The sequence below is a fragment of the Cellulomonas sp. IC4_254 genome, assembly GCF_011603975.1.
Classification (GTDB): domain Bacteria; phylum Actinomycetota; class Actinomycetes; order Actinomycetales; family Cellulomonadaceae; genus Cellulomonas.
Genome location: NZ_JAANNB010000086.1, coordinates 1 through 14,642 on the forward strand (window position 1 = coordinate 1; position 14,642 = coordinate 14,642).

The window sequence follows — 14,642 nt, forward strand, 5'->3', positions numbered from 1 at the left end:
TGCCGGTCCGGCAACAACGTTTGTCAACCTCGCAGCGAGGCGCGCACCGTGGTCACCACGACGACAGGGCGGAGGACCCCATGGTGACGGAGCAGCACGACGTGCTGGTGGTCGGCGGCGGCGCGGCCGGGCTGGGCGGCGCGCTCACCCTGGCGCGCGCCCGGCGGAGCGTGCTGGTGGTGCACGACGGCGCACCCCGGAACGCGCCCGCGGCGCACATGCACGCCTACCTGGGGCTGGACGGCCTGCCGCCCGCCGAGCTGCTCGCCCGCGGGCGCTCCGAGGTCGAGGGCTACGGCGCCGAGGTGGTCGAGGACCGGGTGGTCGACGTCCGGCGGGACGGCGACGGGTTCACCGCGGCGCTCGCGGGCGGGCGGGTCGTGCGGGCGCGCCGGGTGCTGGTCGCGACCGGGCTCGTCGACGGGCTGCCGGACGTCCCGGGGCTCGCCGAGCGCTGGGGGCGCGACGTGCTGCACTGCCCGTTCTGCCACGGCTGGGAGGTCCGGGACCGGGCGGTCGGGATCCTCGGCTCCGGGCCGGTGGCGGTGCACCAGGCGCAGCTGTGGCGCGGGTGGACTGCGGACGTGACGCTGTTCCTGGGCGGCGCGGCGGACGGCGCCGGCGGGGACGGGCTGTCCGACGCCGACTGGGAGCGGCTGGCGGCGCTGGGCGTGCGCGTGGTCGACGGCCCGGTGGCCGGCCTGGAGGTCGCCGACGACGTGCTGACCGGCGTGCGGCTCGCGACGGGCACCGTGCTCGCCTGCGACGCCGTGGTCGTCGCCACCCGGATGGGCGCGCGGCTCGACGGGCTGGCGGGCCTGGGGCTGCCGACCGAGCCGGTGACGCGGGGCGAGCGCGTGCTCGGCACCCGCGTGGTGGCGCAGCCGGACGGGTCGACGACCGTCCCGGGGGTGCGGGTCGCGGGGAACGTCACCGACCTGATGGCCCAGGTGCAGGTCGCCGCCGCGGCAGGGCTGACCGCCGGGGCCGCGCTGGTCGCCGAGCTCGGGGCCGAGGACGCCGACGCCGCGGTGGCGCGGTACCGGGCGGAGCAGGTGGCGCCGTTCTCCGGCCGGGCGGAGCGCGAGGTCGCGGCACTGCGGTCCGGCGGCGGGGCGGTCGGGCTGTGACGGGCGCGACGAGGGCCGACGGGCGGACCGGCGGCCGGGACGAGGAGGAGCGGGGCATGGGGCAGCAGCACGACGGAGCCGGGCACGGGCACGGGGGCCACCCGGGCGAGGTGCGGCACGACCGGGAGTTCTGGGAGGACCGGTATCGCTCGGCGCCGCAGGTGTGGAGCGGCCGCCCGAACCCGCAGCTGGTGGACGAGGTCGGCGACCTGGCGCCGGGGCGCGCGCTCGACGTCGCGTGCGGCGAGGGCGGGGACGCGCTCTGGCTCGCCGGCCGCGGGTGGTCGGTGACGGCGGTCGACCTGGCGCGGACGGCGCTCGACCGGGTCGAGGCCGCCGCCGCGGCGGCGGGTCCCGAGGTCGCGGCGCGCGTGCGGACCGAGCGGGTGGACATCGCGACCTGGGACGCCGGGGACGGCGCCTACGACCTGGTGACGACGCACTTCCTGCACCTGCCCCCGGACGTGCGCGCGGTGGCGTTCGCGCGGATGGCCCGCGCCGTGGCACCGGGCGGCACCCTGCTCGTCGTCGCGCACCACGCGAGCGACCTGCGCACGACCATCGGCCGCCCGGACCTCCCGGAGCTGTTCTTCGACCCCGAGGACGTCGTCGCCGCGCTCGACCCGGCGGCGTGGGACGTGCCGGTCGCCGAGGCCCGGCCCCGGACGGCGACGGACCCGGACGGGCGTGCGATCACGATCCGGGACACCGTCGTCCGGGCGGTGCGCCGGGCCTAACCGCCCGGGTGGCGGTCCCTGCCACCCGCCGGCGCCGGCGGGTGGCAGGATCGCGCCCATGAGCGACGACACCGAGGTCCGGGCCCTGATCGCCGAGGTCGAGCGGCAGGAGCGCGACCTGCGCTTCGCCACCTTCACCAACGACGACGCGTGGGAGCTCGGGACGCTGCTGGTCCGGCTGGCCACCGAGCGGGGCCTGCCCGTCACGGTCGACATCCGCCGCGGCACGCAGCAGCTGTTCCACGCCGCGCGACCCGGGACGGTCGCCGACAACGACTCCTGGATCGAGCGCAAGGTCCGCGTCGTCCAGCGGTTCGGCACCTCGTCGTACCTGCAGGGCCTGCGGGCGCGCGCGAAGGGGACGACGTTCGGCGCCGTGCACGAGCTGCCGCTGCAGGAGTACGCCGCGCACGGCGGCGCCTTCCCCGTGCACGTCGAGGGCGTCGGCGTGGTCGGCGTGGTGACGGTGTCGGGGCTGCCGCAGGCCGACGACCACGCCCTGGTGACGGAGGCGGTCCGCACGTTCCTCGACGGCTGACGGCCGACGGCGGGCGGCGTCAGCGGCGGAAGTACCCCGCCACGTCGACGACCACCCCGGTGCGGGCGGTCTGCGAGTAGAGCGACACCGCCCCGCCGGTGCCGAGCCGGGTGACGACGAGGTTGGGCTCGTCGCGCCCGGCGACCACGTTGAGGTTGGACACGAGCGGGACGGCACCGCCCGCGCTCGCGGGGTAGACCCGCAGGTTCGACAGCCGGTCGGGGCGGACCGCGGTCACGTTCAGCACCACCGCGGCGGCGTCCGCCGGCACCCCGCCGGCCCCGGCGACGGCCAGCCGCACCGGCGTCCCCGGCTGCAGCGCGCCGCCCCGCAGGCCGAGGCCCGACCGGGAGTCCGCGATCCGGGTGGGCGTGAGCGGGACGTAGCCGTGGTCACCGGTGGGGGAGTAGTACCCGGCCAGGTCCGCGACGAGGTGCACGGCGGCGGTCTCCGAGTAGAACCGGACCCGCCCGTCGGCGCCGACCGGCACCGTGACCAGGTTGGACTGGTCGCGTCCCGGGACCAGGTTGAGGTTCGAGACGCCCGGCGGCTCCTGGTCCTCGGTCGAGGCCGGCGTCGGGTACACGCGCACGTTGGTCCACATCGACGGGTGCACGGCGGTGACGTTGAGGACCACCGCGGCGGCGTCCGCCGGCACGCCGGACCGCCCGCGCACCTGCAGGTCGACCCACCCGCCGTTCGGGACCGGGGTGGCGCGGACGCCGCCGGTGCCGGTGCGGGTGTCCAGCACCCGCACCGGGTCCCGCGGGACGAAGCCGGTCGCGCCGCCCGGGCTGTAGTACCCGGCCAGGTCGGCGATCAGGTGCGCGGTGGTGCCGTCCGTCGCGAGGGTGACGGAGCCGTCGGCGCCCAGGGACACCGTGACCAGGTTCGGCTGGTCCGTGCCCGCGACGACGTTGAGGTTGGACACGGTCGGCACCGGGCCCGGCCGGGTCGGCGTCGGGTAGACCCGGACGTTGCCCGGGCCGGTGGGGGCCGACGCGGTCACGTTGAGGACGACGGCGGTGGCGCCGGCGGGCACCTGGTCGCGGGGCAGGTCGAGCCGCACGGGTGCGCCGGGGCGCACGGGTCTCGCGGCGGTGGGTCCCCAGTCGTGCCGCGTGTCCAGGACGCGCACCGGCGTGACGGGGGTGAACCGGTCGCCGTCGGCGCCCACGGTGAACCAGGTGCGGAACGGCCGCTCCTGGGCCGCGCCGGCGTCGTCCACGAGCCCGCGCACCTCGAGGCGGTAGTGCCGTCCGGCGCCGAGGTCGGCGGTCGGCCGCACCGTCACGAGGCCGCGGGACGCGTCGTAGTCGCGCGTGACGGCGACGTCCGCGCCGGCGGCGTCGAGCAGGCGGACCGTGTCCGCGGTCACCGCCGCGGCCGGCACCCCGGGGCCCAGCGTCACGGTGAGCACCGGTCGCGGCGCGACCCCGGCCTCGTGCGGGGTCACCGAGGAGTCGAGGACCACCGCCCGGGTGCCGCCCCGGGCCGGTGGCGCGGAGACCAGGACGTCCAGGGTCGCCCCGGTCACCACCACGTCGGCGCGCCCGTCGCCCGTCAGGTCTCCGACCGCCAGCGGCTCGCCGTCCGTCGTCGCGTCCTCGGGCACGGTGACGCGCCAGCCGCGCTCGAGGGCGCCGGTGGGCGACTGCTCCAGGACGGCGACCTCCCCCAAGGTCTGGTTGCGCGCCACGACGTCCGCGCGGCCGTCGCCGGTCACGTCCGCGACGGCGATCCGACGGGCCGCGGTCACCGCGGTCGAGAGGACCAGGCTGCCGAAGGTGCCGTCGCCGCGCCCGGGCCACACGTGCACGGCACCGAGGAGGTAGAGCCGGACGAGGTCGACCCGGTCGTCGCCCGTCACGTCGGCGAGCACCACGTCGAGGGCTCCGACCTTCCCCGGGTCCGGCACGGTGGCGCCGGGGACGAACGTGCCGTCCGCCTGCTGCAGCAGCACCCGGCCGTCCAGCCCCACGAGCTCCGCCCGCCCGTCGCCGGTGAGGTCGGCGGCCTGGACGTCGGGGAGCGCGGGGCCGACGACGGCCGGGGCCGCCAGACCGCCTGCCCCGTCGCCGCGCAGCACCAGCGTGCCGGCCGCCCCGGACGTCACGACGTCCTCGGTGCCGTCGCCCTCGACGTCCGTGACGACCGGCGCGCCGAGGCCGGGGGCGAGCAGCGGGGTGCCGGCGACCGGGGCCCCGCCGGCGCGCACGAGCACGGCGCCGTCCGTGGTCGTGACCACGAGCCCGTCGCGCGCGCCCGCCACGCCGAGCACCGTCCCCGTGAGGCCGCCGGTCGGCACCGGGACGGGCGTCGTGAAGCCGCCGTCGCCGGTGCCGGGGTGCAGCGTGACGGCGGCGGGGTCGGACACCGGCCGCCCGAGCAGCGCGGTCACCGCGTCGGCCCGGCCGTCGGCGCTGAGGTCCGTGACCACGACCGCCCGGGGCGCCGCCCCGAGCGCGGGTCCGGGGACCCGGGTCAGGGTGGCGCTGCCCAACCGCGTCACCGTGAGCGTGTAGCCGCCCCGGGAGCCGGAGGTGGTGGCGACCCCGATGCGCACGGCGGACGTCCCCGCCACCGGCGCGACGACCCGGACCGCCCCGCCGAGCGCGGGTGCGTCGCCCGTCGCGAGCTGCCGGCCGTCGTCGGCGAGCGCCGTCACGCGCGGCTGAGTGGCCTCCGCGCCCGCCGCGCTGGTCGCGACGACGGCGTACGCCCCCGGTGCGCTCACCGGCACCCGGTACCAGTCCACGTCGCCGACGGTGTCGACCGTCCCCGCCACGGCGGCGCCGAGCGCCAGCGGCCGGGCGCGCAGCGGCAGCGAGTCGCCGGGGGTCTCCGGGGTCCCGACGCGCCCGAGCGGCGTGCCGGCGCCCCGGCCGAGCGCAGCCCCGGCGTCCACGACACCCGCGCCGGTGTAAGGGTCCTGACCGAGCGGGCCGGCGTCCCGGGCCGTCGACGTCAGGACGGCCTCCACCTGCTGCGGTGTGGACCCCCGGGCGGTGAGCAGCGCGGCGACGCCGCCGACGAGGGCGGCGGAGAACGAGGTGCCGGTGGCCGCCCGGTACCCGGTGTTCCCCCCGGGTGCCGGCACCAGGACGTTCGTGCCGAGCGCGGCGACCGAGACGGCGTCGCCCCAGGAGGACCAGGGGGTGACCTGCCCGGTCGCGTCGGTCCCCGCGACGGTGACCATGCCCGCCACCTCGGGCGCGTACGCGCCGGGGTAGACCGGGCTGTCGTCCCCGGTGTTGCCGCTCGCGGCGACGACCACCGCGCCGGCGTCGACCGCCGCCCGGATCGCGTCGCGGAGCACGGGCCCCTCCCCGGGGGCGCCGAGCGGCAGCACCAGCACGTCGGCGCCGTGCCCGGCCGCCCAGGCGATGCCGGCGGCGATGTCGGCGTCGGTGCCCCGGCCGGCGGCGTCGAGGACGCGCACCGGCATCACCCGGGCGCCCGGCGCGACGCCGGCGGCGATGTCGGCGTCGGTGCCCCGGCCGGCGGCGTCGAGGACGCGCACCGGCATCACCCGGGCGCCCGGCGCGACGCCGGTGCCAGCACCGTCGTCACCCGAGGGGGCCACCACGAGCGACGCGACCGCCGTCCCGTGCCAGCCGGGGTCGGTGGGGTCGTCGTCGCCGTCGAGGACGTCCCGGCCGGGCACCAGCCGGCCGCGCAGGTCCGGGTGGCGCGGGTCGACGCCCCCGTCCAGCACGGCGACCACCTGCCCGGCCCCGGTGCCGGTCACCCACGCTTCCGGGACGCGCATCAGCTCCAGGTAGTCCGCGGCCCAGTCCGCCCAGCGGTCCGACCACCAGCCGGTCGCCGACCGCACGAGGTCGGGCTGCGCGGCGGCGACGACGGGGTCGGCGGACAGCACCGCGGCCGCCGCCCGGGGGTCCCCGCCGGCGACCGGCGCGGACAGGTACGCGGTGCCGGGCACCGGGACACCGGCCCCGGCGCCGGCCGCCGCGAGCGCCGCCGCCTGCGCGTCGGGGGTGGTGCCGTCGGCGAACCGGACGAGGACGGTGTCGCCCGCGGGCGTCGGGACGTGCGGGGTCGCGGTGGCCTCCAGGGCCGGCGGCGCAGCCGGGTCCGCCCCGTCCGCCGCGGGGGCGGCCAGGACCGGGGCGGCGACGGCGGGTGCCGGGGACGGCCCGGCAGGGGTCGTGGCGGCGGCGGGGAGCGTCGCGGTCACGCACACGGCGGTGGCGACGCCGAGCGCGACGACGGTCCTGGTCAACGGTCGCACAGCGCCTCCTCCGCGCCGTGCCGCCGTGGCCCGGGCAGACGCATCATGGCGTGCGCCCGGGCGGCGGCGGGGGCCTTCGGTCCCGCGTCCCCCGGACGGCCTACCGGGGGACGCCGGACCTCAGCGGCGGAAGTACCCCGCCACGTCGACGACGACCCCGGTGCGGGCGGTCTGCGAGAACACCGAGACCGCCCCGCCGGTGCCGAGCCGGGCGATCACGAGGTTCGGCTCGTCGCGCCCGGCCACCACGTTGAGGTTCGACACCAGCGGCACCGCGCCGCCCGCGCTCGCGGGGTAGATCCGCAGGTTCGACAGCCGGTCGGGGCGGACCGCGGTCACGTTGAGCACGGCCGCGGCGGCGTCGGCGGGCACCCCGGCCCGGCCGGCCACGGTGAGCGCCGCGGGCACGCCGGGCTGCAGCGCGCCGCCGGTGATCCCGAGCGCCGAGCGGGTGTCCGCGATGCGGGTCGGGGTGAGCGGGACGTACCCGTGGCTGCCGGACGGTGCGTAGTAGCCGGCCAGGTCCGCGACGAGGTTCAGCCCGGCGGTCTGCGTGTAGAACCGCACCCGTCCGCCGTCGCCGACGGCCACCGTGACCAGGTTGGGCTGGTCCCGGCCGCCGTACACGTTGAGGTTCGACACCACCGGCGGGGACTGGTCCTCCGAGGCGGCGGGCGCCGGGTACACCCGGACGTTCGTCTTCCCGGTGGGCTGGACGGCGGTCACGTTGAGCACCACCGCCGACGCGTCGGCGGGCACGCCCGCGCGGCCGCGCACGACGAGGTCGACCCAGCGCCCGGCGCGCACCTGACCCTTGGCGACGCCCCCGGTGCCGTCCCGGGTGTCCATGACGCGGACCGGGTCGACCGGCTCGTAGCCGGTGGCGCCGCCCTCGCGGTAGTAGCCGGCGACGTCGGCCAGCAGGTGCGCCGTGGTCCCGTCGGTGGCGAACGAGACCTGCCCGTCGCTGCCGAGCGCCACGGTCACGAGGTTCGGCTGGTCGGTCCCGGGCACCACGTTGAGGTTCGAGACCGTGGGCGGCGTGCCCGCGCCGGCGGGGGTCGGGTAGACGCGCACGTTGCCGGTCCCGCCCGGGTTCACGGCCGTCACGTTGAGCACGACCGCCGTCGCGTCGGGCGGGACGACCGCGCCGCCGATCTCGACGTGCAGCGGCGCGCCCGGGCGGACCGGGCCGAAGCCCCCGGTGCCGTTGCGGGTGTCGAGCACGCGCCAGGGCGTGACGGGGGTGAACCGGGAGCCGTCCGCGCCGGCCGTGAACGGGACGCGGAAGGGCTCGGCCTGCACGGCGCCGTCGGCGTCGGTGAGCCCGCCGACCCAGAGCTGGTAGTGCTGCCCGGGGGTGAGGTCGGCCGAGGGCGTGAGCGCGATCGTGCGGGTCGCGCCGTCGTACCCGCGGGCGGCGTCGACCGCGCGCCCGCTGGCCGCGTCGACCAGCCGGACGGTCGTCGCCGACACGGCGTCCGGCGCGAGGTCGCGGCCGACCGGCACCGTGAACGTCGGCCTGCCGTCCACCCCCGCCTGGTGCGGACGCACGGAGGAGCCGACCACCCACGCGTCGGACCCGGTGCCCGCCAGGGGTGCCGCGGGCGGGACCGCGGCCCGGCGCACGTCCAGGGTGTACGCGTCCCCGACCGCACCGCCGACGTTGGACACGCCGACGCGGAGCGCCCCCGCGACCGGCACGGGGACCGGCAGCCGCAGGGTGTCGCCGGTGTCGACCGCCTGGGCGCTCGCCAGCACCTCGCCGTCCGCGGCCAGCACGGTCACCCGCGGCCGGGTCGTCGGCCAGGAGGGGTCGGACGGGGTGACGGTCACGGAGAACCAGCCGGCCTCGGCCGCGGTGACGGCGTACCAGTCCTGGTCGCCCTCGGGGGTCAGCGCCGCGCGGGTGGGCGTCGCCAGCGCGAGCGCGACCGTGCCCGTCGCGGTGTCGTCCGCGCCGCCGTCGCCCGCGGCGCGCTCGAGCGGCGTCGAGGTGCCGAGGTCCAGGGCCGCGGCGGCGTCCACCACGCCGGCGCCGTAGTACGGGTCCCGCCCGCGCGGGCCGGCGTCGCGCGCGGTCGACACGATCGCCGACTCCACCGACGCGGGTGCCCGGTCCGGGCGGGCGAGCAGCGCGGCCACGCCGCTGACCAGGGGCGCGGAGAACGACGTCCCGCTGGCGGCCACGTACCCGCCGCCGGCGCCGGGGGCGATGATCTGGAACCCCGGGGCCGCCACCGTCACCGTGTCGCCCCAGGAGGAGAACTCGGTCACCGACCCGCTGTCGTCCGTGGCGCCCACGGAGAGCAGGCCGTCGATCTCGGGGGCGTACGCGGCGGGGTACATCGGCGCCTCGCTGCCGCCGTTCCCGGAGGAGGCGACCACGACCGCGCCGCCGGCCACGGCGTCCACGATCGCGGCGCGGATGACGGGCGACGGGTCCGGGCCGCCGAGGGACAGGTTGATGACGTCCGCGTCGTGCGTGGCGGCCCAGGTGATGCCGGCGGCGATCTGCGAGTCGTAGCCGTCGCCGGCCGCGTCCAGCACCTTGACCGGCATGACCTTGGCGCCGAACGCGGCGCCGACGCTGCCCCGGCCGTTGTCGCCGGTGCCGGCCGCGACGCCCGCGACGGCGGTGCCGTGGCCCTGGTCGTCCGCGGGGTCGGCGTCGCCGTTGACCACGTCGTAGCCCGCGACCACGCGGCCCGCGAGGTCCTCGTGCTGCGCGTCCACGCCGGTGTCCAGGACGGCGATGACCCGGTCGGCGCCCGTGGCCTGGTCCCACGCGCGCGGCAGGCGCAGCAGGTCGAGGTACGGCCACGCGTACTCGGTCAGCGGGTCGTCGGTCCACCGCGCGGCGGAGCGCACGTGGTCGAGCTGCACCTCGGCCACCGTCGGGTCGTCCTGGAGGGCGGCGACCAGCGCCGCCGGGTCGGCGTCCCCGACCGGCACCTCGACGAACCCGGTGCCCGTGACGGGATCGCCGGCGGTGACGCCCTCGGCGGACAGGGTGGCGGTGCGCTGACGTGCCCCCGCGGTGGGCGCGAACCGGACCAGCACGTGGTCGGTCGCGGCCGTCGCCGCGTCGGAGCCCGCGGGCGGCAGCGCGTCGAACCCGGAGCGGTCGGGCGCGTCGGCGGTCGTCGGGTCGGCGACGGCGTCGGGCCCGGGGTCGGGCGCGGCGAGGGCGGTCGGCCAGGCGGCCAGCGAGAGGCTCGCCGTCACCCCCAGCACCACGGTGGTCCGGATGATGCGGCGCACGGCGCTCCCCCCTCGATGCCGCGCCCCCTGGCACGGACACCCGTTCATCGGCAGGCTGGGCGCCGACCTGACGGGAGCGGTGCCCCGTCAGCCGAACGGGTGAACGCGCCGGGTTCAGCCGAGCGGCAGCACCGTGGGGAGCCAGGCGGTGACGGCCGCCGCGACGGCCGGCGTGTCCTTCTTCAGGCCGTGGTCGCCCGCGACGGGGACGACGGTCCGGTCCGGTGCCGGCGGCGGGGTGCCGTAGGGGTCGGTGGTGCCCTGCACGACGAGCACCGGGACGCCCGCGCCGTCGAGCTCCGGGAGCCGGCTCGGCGAGTCCGGCCGACCGGGCGGCCGCGTGGGGAACGCCAGGCACAGCGCGCCGACCGCGCCCGTGGCGGACGCGGTGCGGCAGGCGGTGCGGGCCCCGGCGGACCGGCCACCGGTGACCAGCGGCGCGTCCAGGGCGCGGGCGCGCAGGTCCGCGACGACGGCGGTCCAGGCCTCGTCCAGGGCCGGGCCGCGCGGGCCGACCCGCTTCCCGGCGACGCGGTACGGCTGCTCGACCAGCGCGACCGCGAGGCCGAGCGCGGTCGCGGCCGCGGTCACCGCGCGCAGGTCGGGGGCGTCGACGCCGCCGCCCGCGCCGTGGCCGAGCACGAGCGCACCGGGCACGGTCACGCGCCCGTCGGCGCCGGGCGCGGCCCCGGCGGGCAGGTGCAGGTGCGCCCGCGCGAGCCCCTGCGGGGTGTCGATGTCGAGGACGGAGACGTCGGGGCTCACGCACGGCACGCTACCGGCGCCTCGCGCGACGGCGTCCGCGCCCGGCGCATCGGTTCGGAGGCTCCCACGGGTCTTGCAGGTGGGCGCGCGGGATCGTGGTGGTCCGTGGAGCACCACGATCCCGTGGCGGAGCCTCCGGGTGCGCCGGGCGTCAGCGCGGGGTGAGGAGCCCGCGCTCGACCGCGCGGAGCAGGCGGCGCGGGACCTCGACCAGCCGGCCGTCGGGGGTGCGTGCTGTCACGAGCGGCACCGGGGTCGCCTTCCACTGGGATCGGCGGGCGCGGGTGTTCGACCGCGAGAGCTTCCGCTTGGGGACGGCCATCAGCCCTGCCTCGCCTTCCAGCGCGGGTTCTTCTTGTTGATCACGAAGGTCTTGCCGTGGCGCCGCACCACGATCGAGCCCTCCTTCTTCTTCAGGGACGCCAGGGAGGCGCGCACCTTCATCGGGTCTCCTCGGGGGCGGTGATGCCATAGCGCTGCCGGAACTTCTCGACGCGGCCGGCGGTGTCCAGGACGCGGGAGCGGCCCGTGTAGAACGGGTGGCTCGCGGAGGACACGTCGACGTCCACGACGGGGTAGGTGTGCCCGTCCTCCCACTCGACGGTCTTGTCGGACGTGATCGTCGACCGGGTCAGGAACGCGAAGTCCGCGCTCAGGTCCCGGAACACGACGGGTCGGTACTCGGGGTGGATGCCCTGCTTCATGTCGGTCTCCTCACCAGCTCGACTTCGTGACACCGGGCAGCTCGCCGCGGTGCGCCATCTGCCGCATCCGCACGCGGGACAGCCCGAACGTCCCCACGTACCCGCGGGGCCGGCCGTCGGCGACGTCCCGGTTGCGGACGCGGGTCGGGCTCGCGTCGCGGGGGAGGGCGTGCAGCGCGGCCCGGGCGGCGACGCGCTCGGCCTTCGACAGGTGCGGGTTCACGGCCGCGGCCTTGAGCTCGAGGCGGCGCTCGGCGTACCGGGCGACGACCTCCTTGCGCTGCTCGTTCTTGGCGATCTTGCTCTTCTTGGCCATCAGCGCTCCTCCTTGAAGTCGACGTGCCGCCGCACCACCGGGTCGTACTTGCTCAGCACGAGGCGGTCGGGGTCGTTGCGGCGGTTCTTGCGGGTGACGTAGGTGAAGCCGGTCCCCGCGGTGGAGCGCAGCTTGATGATCGGGCGGACGTCGGCGGCGCGGGCCATCAGACCTTCTCCCCACGCGCGCGGATCCGGGCGACGACGACCTCGATGCCGAGCCTGTCGACCGTCTTGATGCCGCGGGCGCTGATGGTGAGCGTGACGTGGCGCCCGAGCGAGGGCACCCAGTAGCGCTTGCGCTGGATGTTCGGGTCGAACCGGCGCTTGGTGCGCCGGTGCGAGTGAGAGATGGCGTGGCCGAACCCGGGCGACGTGCCCAGGACCTGGCAGTGAGCGGACATGCGAGCATCATAGGTAATGAGAATCGTTCGCGACAAGCGCTAGGCTGGCCGCATGTCCCGACGCGACCTGAAGCCCCTGCTCGTGCTCGCCACCGTCGACCCGCTGCTCCGCGACGCCGTCGCGTTCGGCGTCGTCGTCGACCGGCCCCGGACCGTCGTGCTGCGGCACGACATCGTCGACGGCCCCGACGGCGGCGGCATCCGCCGGGTGGTCGCCGACGCGTCCGGGGTGGTCGAGGACGTGCTGGTCCCGCTGGAGCACGCCTGCCTGAGCTGCTCGGTGCGCGAGGACGCCGTGCCGACCCTGGAGCGGCTCGCCCGCGACCCGCGCTGGGACGCGGTGCTGCTCGCGCTGCCGGTGTCGGCGGAGTCCGTACCGGTCACCCGCGCGCTGGGCTGGGCCGTCCGGCGCGGCGGCGGGCTGCGCTCGCTCCGGCTCGCCGGCGTCGTCGCGGCGCTCGATCTGGCGACCTTCGAGGACGACCTGCTCGGCGACGACCTGCTGGACGAGCGCGGGCTCGCGCTGACCGCGGACGACGGCCGGGCGGTCGGCGAGGCGCTCGCGGCGCAGGTCGGGCACGCCGACGTGGTGCTGGTCGCCGGCGACCCCGCGGAGCACCCGGTCGCGTCCGACCTGCTCGACCACGTCCGCGCCGCCGACGGCCGCCGGGTGGACGGGGTGTACGCCGCCGACGTCGCGGCGCTGCTCGCCGGCGCGCACGACGTGCGGGCGGGGGACCGCCGGCTCGACCCCCGGCACGCGGCCCCGGTGCCGGGTGCCCCCACGAGTCACGGGGTGTGGACCCTCGACCTGCGCGCCGACCGCCCGCTGCACCCCGAGCGGCTCGTGGCGGAGGTCGCCCGGCTCGGTCAGGGCCGGCACCGCAGCCGCGGGCACTTCTGGGTGCCGACCCGGCCGGACTCGGTGTGCGTCTGGGACGGCGCGGGCGGTCAGCTCAGCGTGGGTGCGCTGGGCACCTGGGGCCGCAGACCGGCGGCGACCCGGCTCGTGTTCACCGGCGTCGAGGACGTCCGGGCCGACCTGCTGGCGGCGTTCGACGACGTGCTGCTGACCGCCGAGGAGCACGCGCGGGGGCTGCACCCCTGGCTCGGCGCGGACGACGTCCTCGCGCCCTGGCTCGGCGACCGCACGGCCTGACCGTCGCGTGCTCCGGCCCGCGCGCTCCCGGCCCGCGTGCGCGGCCGTCCGCGGCTCCGGATGCGGAGGCCGCCGGCCGGGGGCATCGTCGTGAGCACCGGAGGTCGTCCAGATCGAGGAGGTCGCCATGCCGCGCCGTGACCCGGGTCCGAGCGTCAAGGACAAGGGGCTCTACGAGGAGCTCCGCGACGAGGGCAACAGCAAGGAGAAGTCCGCCCGCATCGCCAACGCCGCGGCGGCGCGCGGGCGGTCGTCGGTCGGGAAGAAGGGCGGCGAGTCCGGCTCCTACGAGGACTGGACCGTCGAGGACCTGCGCCGGCGGGCCGCCGAGATCGGCATCGAGGGCCGGTCGTCCATGAACAAGGCCGACCTGGTCGACGCGCTGCGCTCGCACTGACGCGTCGCCGCACGACGCCCGCACGACGCCCGCACGACGGCGCCGGACCCCTAGGGGTCCGGCGCCGTCGTCGTGGGTGCGCGCCCCGGGTGCGGGCGCGGCGGGCTCACGCCCCGCAGGTGAGCCCGGTGGTGAGCGCGTCGAGGTTGTCCCGCATCACGTCGAGGTAGTCGCGGTCGTCGTCCTCGGCGAGCCCCTCCAGGGGGTCGAGCACGGCCGTCGCCACGCCGAGGTCCTCGGCGAGGGTCTGCGTGACCTTGGGGCTGGTCAGCGTCTCGAAGTACAGCGTGCGCACCCCCTCGGCCTCGACGGTCGCGGCGACCTCGCGCAGCCGGGCGGGCGACGGCTCGACCTCGGGGTCGATGCCGCTCAGCCCGACCTGGTGCAGCCCGTACCGCTGGGCCAGGTACCCGAACGCCTCGTGCGAGGCGACGAGCGTGGCGCCGCGGCAGGCGGCCAGCCCCGCGTCGAGCTCGGCGTCGAGGGCGTCGAGCTCGGCGACCAGGTCGTCGGCGGCGGCGGTGAAGTCGGCCGCGTGCGCCGGGTCGACCTCGGCGAGCGCGCCGGCGACCTGGTGCGCGACGTCCGCGAGCCGGGTCGGGTCGAGCCAGAAGTGCGGGTCGAGGCTGCTGCCGGCGCCCGGGGCCACGCCGTCGGGCCCGACCTCCAGCCCGGCGGCCTCGGCGGTGTCGACGACGCGCGCGGGGGCGGTGGCGGCCACGGCCGCGTCGGTGGCCGCCTGGAAGCCGGACAGGTAGACGACCAGGTCGGCGTCGCCGAGGCCGGAGACCGCGCTCGGCGACAGCTCCAGGTCGTGCGACTCGCCGCCGGGCGGGGTCAGGGAGGTGACGGTGACGTGCTCGCCGCCGACGCGCTCGGCGACGAACTGCAGCGGGTAGAACGCGGCGACGACGTCGTGCCGGTCGTCGCCGCCGGCGGGGGAGCAGGCGGCGAGTCCCGCGGTGAGCGCGAGG

Annotated in this window: 15 protein-coding genes; 5 read left to right on the top strand and 10 right to left on the bottom strand. The window is 77.9% G+C overall.

Features of this window, described 5'->3' with window-relative positions; all coding sequences use genetic code 11:
- The first annotated feature begins 83 nt into the window (after positions 1-83).
- The 3 genes from G6556_RS10160 to G6556_RS10170 are packed head-to-tail and all read left to right on the top strand — an operon-like array spanning position 84 to position 2,405.
- Positions 84-1,130 carry an FAD-dependent oxidoreductase gene (locus G6556_RS10160; RefSeq protein ID WP_166940946.1) on the top strand — a complete coding sequence of 349 codons (1,047 nt, stop codon included), beginning with the start codon at positions 84-86 and terminating at the stop codon, positions 1,128-1,130.
- A 56-nt stretch (positions 1,131-1,186) separates the two neighbouring features.
- Positions 1,187-1,867 (top strand): class I SAM-dependent methyltransferase, encoded by a 681-nt coding sequence (locus G6556_RS10165; RefSeq protein ID WP_166940948.1) that lies wholly within the window; start codon positions 1,187-1,189, stop codon positions 1,865-1,867.
- Positions 1,868-1,925: 58 nt separating this feature from the next.
- Positions 1,926-2,405 carry a heme-degrading domain-containing protein gene (locus tag G6556_RS10170; protein WP_166940950.1) on the top strand — a complete coding sequence of 160 codons (480 nt, stop codon included), beginning with the start codon at positions 1,926-1,928 and terminating at the stop codon, positions 2,403-2,405.
- 19 nt (positions 2,406-2,424) lie between these two features.
- On the opposite strand, the gene G6556_RS10175 is transcribed toward G6556_RS10170, so the two are convergent.
- From G6556_RS10175 to rpmB, 9 genes are all read right to left on the bottom strand, one after another.
- A complete protein-coding gene (locus G6556_RS10175) occupies positions 2,425-6,651 on the bottom strand; it encodes a S8 family serine peptidase (RefSeq protein WP_166940952.1) in 4,227 nt (1,408 codons plus the stop codon).
- A gap of 129 nt (positions 6,652-6,780) precedes the next feature.
- Positions 6,781-9,924 (bottom strand): S8 family serine peptidase, encoded by a 3,144-nt coding sequence (locus tag G6556_RS10180; protein ID WP_166940954.1) that lies wholly within the window; start codon positions 9,922-9,924, stop codon positions 6,781-6,783.
- A 114-nt stretch (positions 9,925-10,038) separates the two neighbouring features.
- Positions 10,039-10,689 (bottom strand): alpha/beta family hydrolase, encoded by a 651-nt coding sequence (locus G6556_RS10185; protein ID WP_166940956.1) that lies wholly within the window; start codon positions 10,687-10,689, stop codon positions 10,039-10,041.
- A gap of 151 nt (positions 10,690-10,840) precedes the next feature.
- Positions 10,841-11,011 carry a 50S ribosomal protein L32 gene (gene rpmF, locus G6556_RS10190; RefSeq protein WP_166940958.1) on the bottom strand — a complete coding sequence of 57 codons (171 nt, stop codon included), beginning with the start codon at positions 11,009-11,011 and terminating at the stop codon, positions 10,841-10,843.
- Positions 11,011-11,133: a type B 50S ribosomal protein L36 gene (gene ykgO, locus G6556_RS10195; RefSeq protein ID WP_034227039.1), complete on the bottom strand. Its 123-nt coding sequence runs from the start codon at positions 11,131-11,133 to the stop codon at positions 11,011-11,013. Before ykgO ends, rpmF begins: the two co-directional genes overlap by 1 nt.
- A complete protein-coding gene (locus G6556_RS10200) occupies positions 11,130-11,393 on the bottom strand; it encodes a type B 50S ribosomal protein L31 (protein ID WP_166940960.1) in 264 nt (87 codons plus the stop codon). Before G6556_RS10200 ends, ykgO begins: the two co-directional genes overlap by 4 nt.
- A gap of 10 nt (positions 11,394-11,403) precedes the next feature.
- Positions 11,404-11,709: a 30S ribosomal protein S14 gene (rpsN, locus tag G6556_RS10205; protein WP_166940962.1), complete on the bottom strand. Its 306-nt coding sequence runs from the start codon at positions 11,707-11,709 to the stop codon at positions 11,404-11,406.
- On the bottom strand, positions 11,709-11,876 hold the full coding sequence (gene rpmG, locus G6556_RS10210) for a 50S ribosomal protein L33 (RefSeq protein ID WP_147795911.1): 168 nt from the start codon (positions 11,874-11,876) through the stop codon (positions 11,709-11,711). The genes rpsN and rpmG overlap by 1 nt, the downstream gene beginning before the upstream one ends.
- Positions 11,876-12,112 carry a 50S ribosomal protein L28 gene (rpmB, locus tag G6556_RS10215; RefSeq protein WP_166940964.1) on the bottom strand — a complete coding sequence of 79 codons (237 nt, stop codon included), beginning with the start codon at positions 12,110-12,112 and terminating at the stop codon, positions 11,876-11,878. Before rpmB ends, rpmG begins: the two co-directional genes overlap by 1 nt.
- 52 nt (positions 12,113-12,164) lie before the next feature.
- Between rpmB and G6556_RS10220 the strand changes: the two genes are divergently transcribed.
- Positions 12,165-13,271, top strand: coding sequence for a GTP-binding protein (locus G6556_RS10220; protein WP_166940967.1), 1,107 nt, complete (start codon positions 12,165-12,167; stop codon positions 13,269-13,271).
- A gap of 127 nt (positions 13,272-13,398) precedes the next feature.
- Positions 13,399-13,668 (top strand): Rho termination factor N-terminal domain-containing protein, encoded by a 270-nt coding sequence (locus G6556_RS10225; RefSeq protein WP_166940969.1) that lies wholly within the window; start codon positions 13,399-13,401, stop codon positions 13,666-13,668.
- Between the two features lie 106 nt (positions 13,669-13,774).
- Here the strand turns inward: G6556_RS10225 and G6556_RS10230 are convergent.
- The coding region (locus tag G6556_RS10230) for a metal ABC transporter substrate-binding protein (RefSeq protein WP_166940971.1) at positions 13,775-14,642 on the bottom strand (868 nt) is incomplete at its 5' end.

Bases quoted from the DNA above. Each gene is read 5' to 3' on its own strand.
- G6556_RS10165 (WP_166940948.1), top strand. From the start codon at position 1,187: ATGGGGCAGCAGCACGACGGAGCCGGGCACGGGCACGGGGGCCACCCG.
- G6556_RS10170 (WP_166940950.1), top strand. From the start codon at position 1,926: ATGAGCGACGACACCGAGGTCCGGGCCCTGATCGCCGAGGTCGAGCGG.
- rpmF (WP_166940958.1), bottom strand. From the start codon at position 11,011: ATGGCCGTCCCCAAGCGGAAGCTCTCGCGGTCGAACACCCGCGCCCGC.
- ykgO (WP_034227039.1), bottom strand. From the start codon at position 11,133: ATGAAGGTGCGCGCCTCCCTGGCGTCCCTGAAGAAGAAGGAGGGCTCG.
- G6556_RS10200 (WP_166940960.1), bottom strand. From the start codon at position 11,393: ATGAAGCAGGGCATCCACCCCGAGTACCGACCCGTCGTGTTCCGGGAC.
- rpsN (WP_166940962.1), bottom strand. From the start codon at position 11,709: ATGGCCAAGAAGAGCAAGATCGCCAAGAACGAGCAGCGCAAGGAGGTC.
- rpmG (WP_147795911.1), bottom strand. From the start codon at position 11,876: ATGGCCCGCGCCGCCGACGTCCGCCCGATCATCAAGCTGCGCTCCACC.
- rpmB (WP_166940964.1), bottom strand. From the start codon at position 12,112: ATGTCCGCTCACTGCCAGGTCCTGGGCACGTCGCCCGGGTTCGGCCAC.
- G6556_RS10220 (WP_166940967.1), top strand. From the start codon at position 12,165: ATGTCCCGACGCGACCTGAAGCCCCTGCTCGTGCTCGCCACCGTCGAC.
- G6556_RS10225 (WP_166940969.1), top strand. From the start codon at position 13,399: ATGCCGCGCCGTGACCCGGGTCCGAGCGTCAAGGACAAGGGGCTCTAC.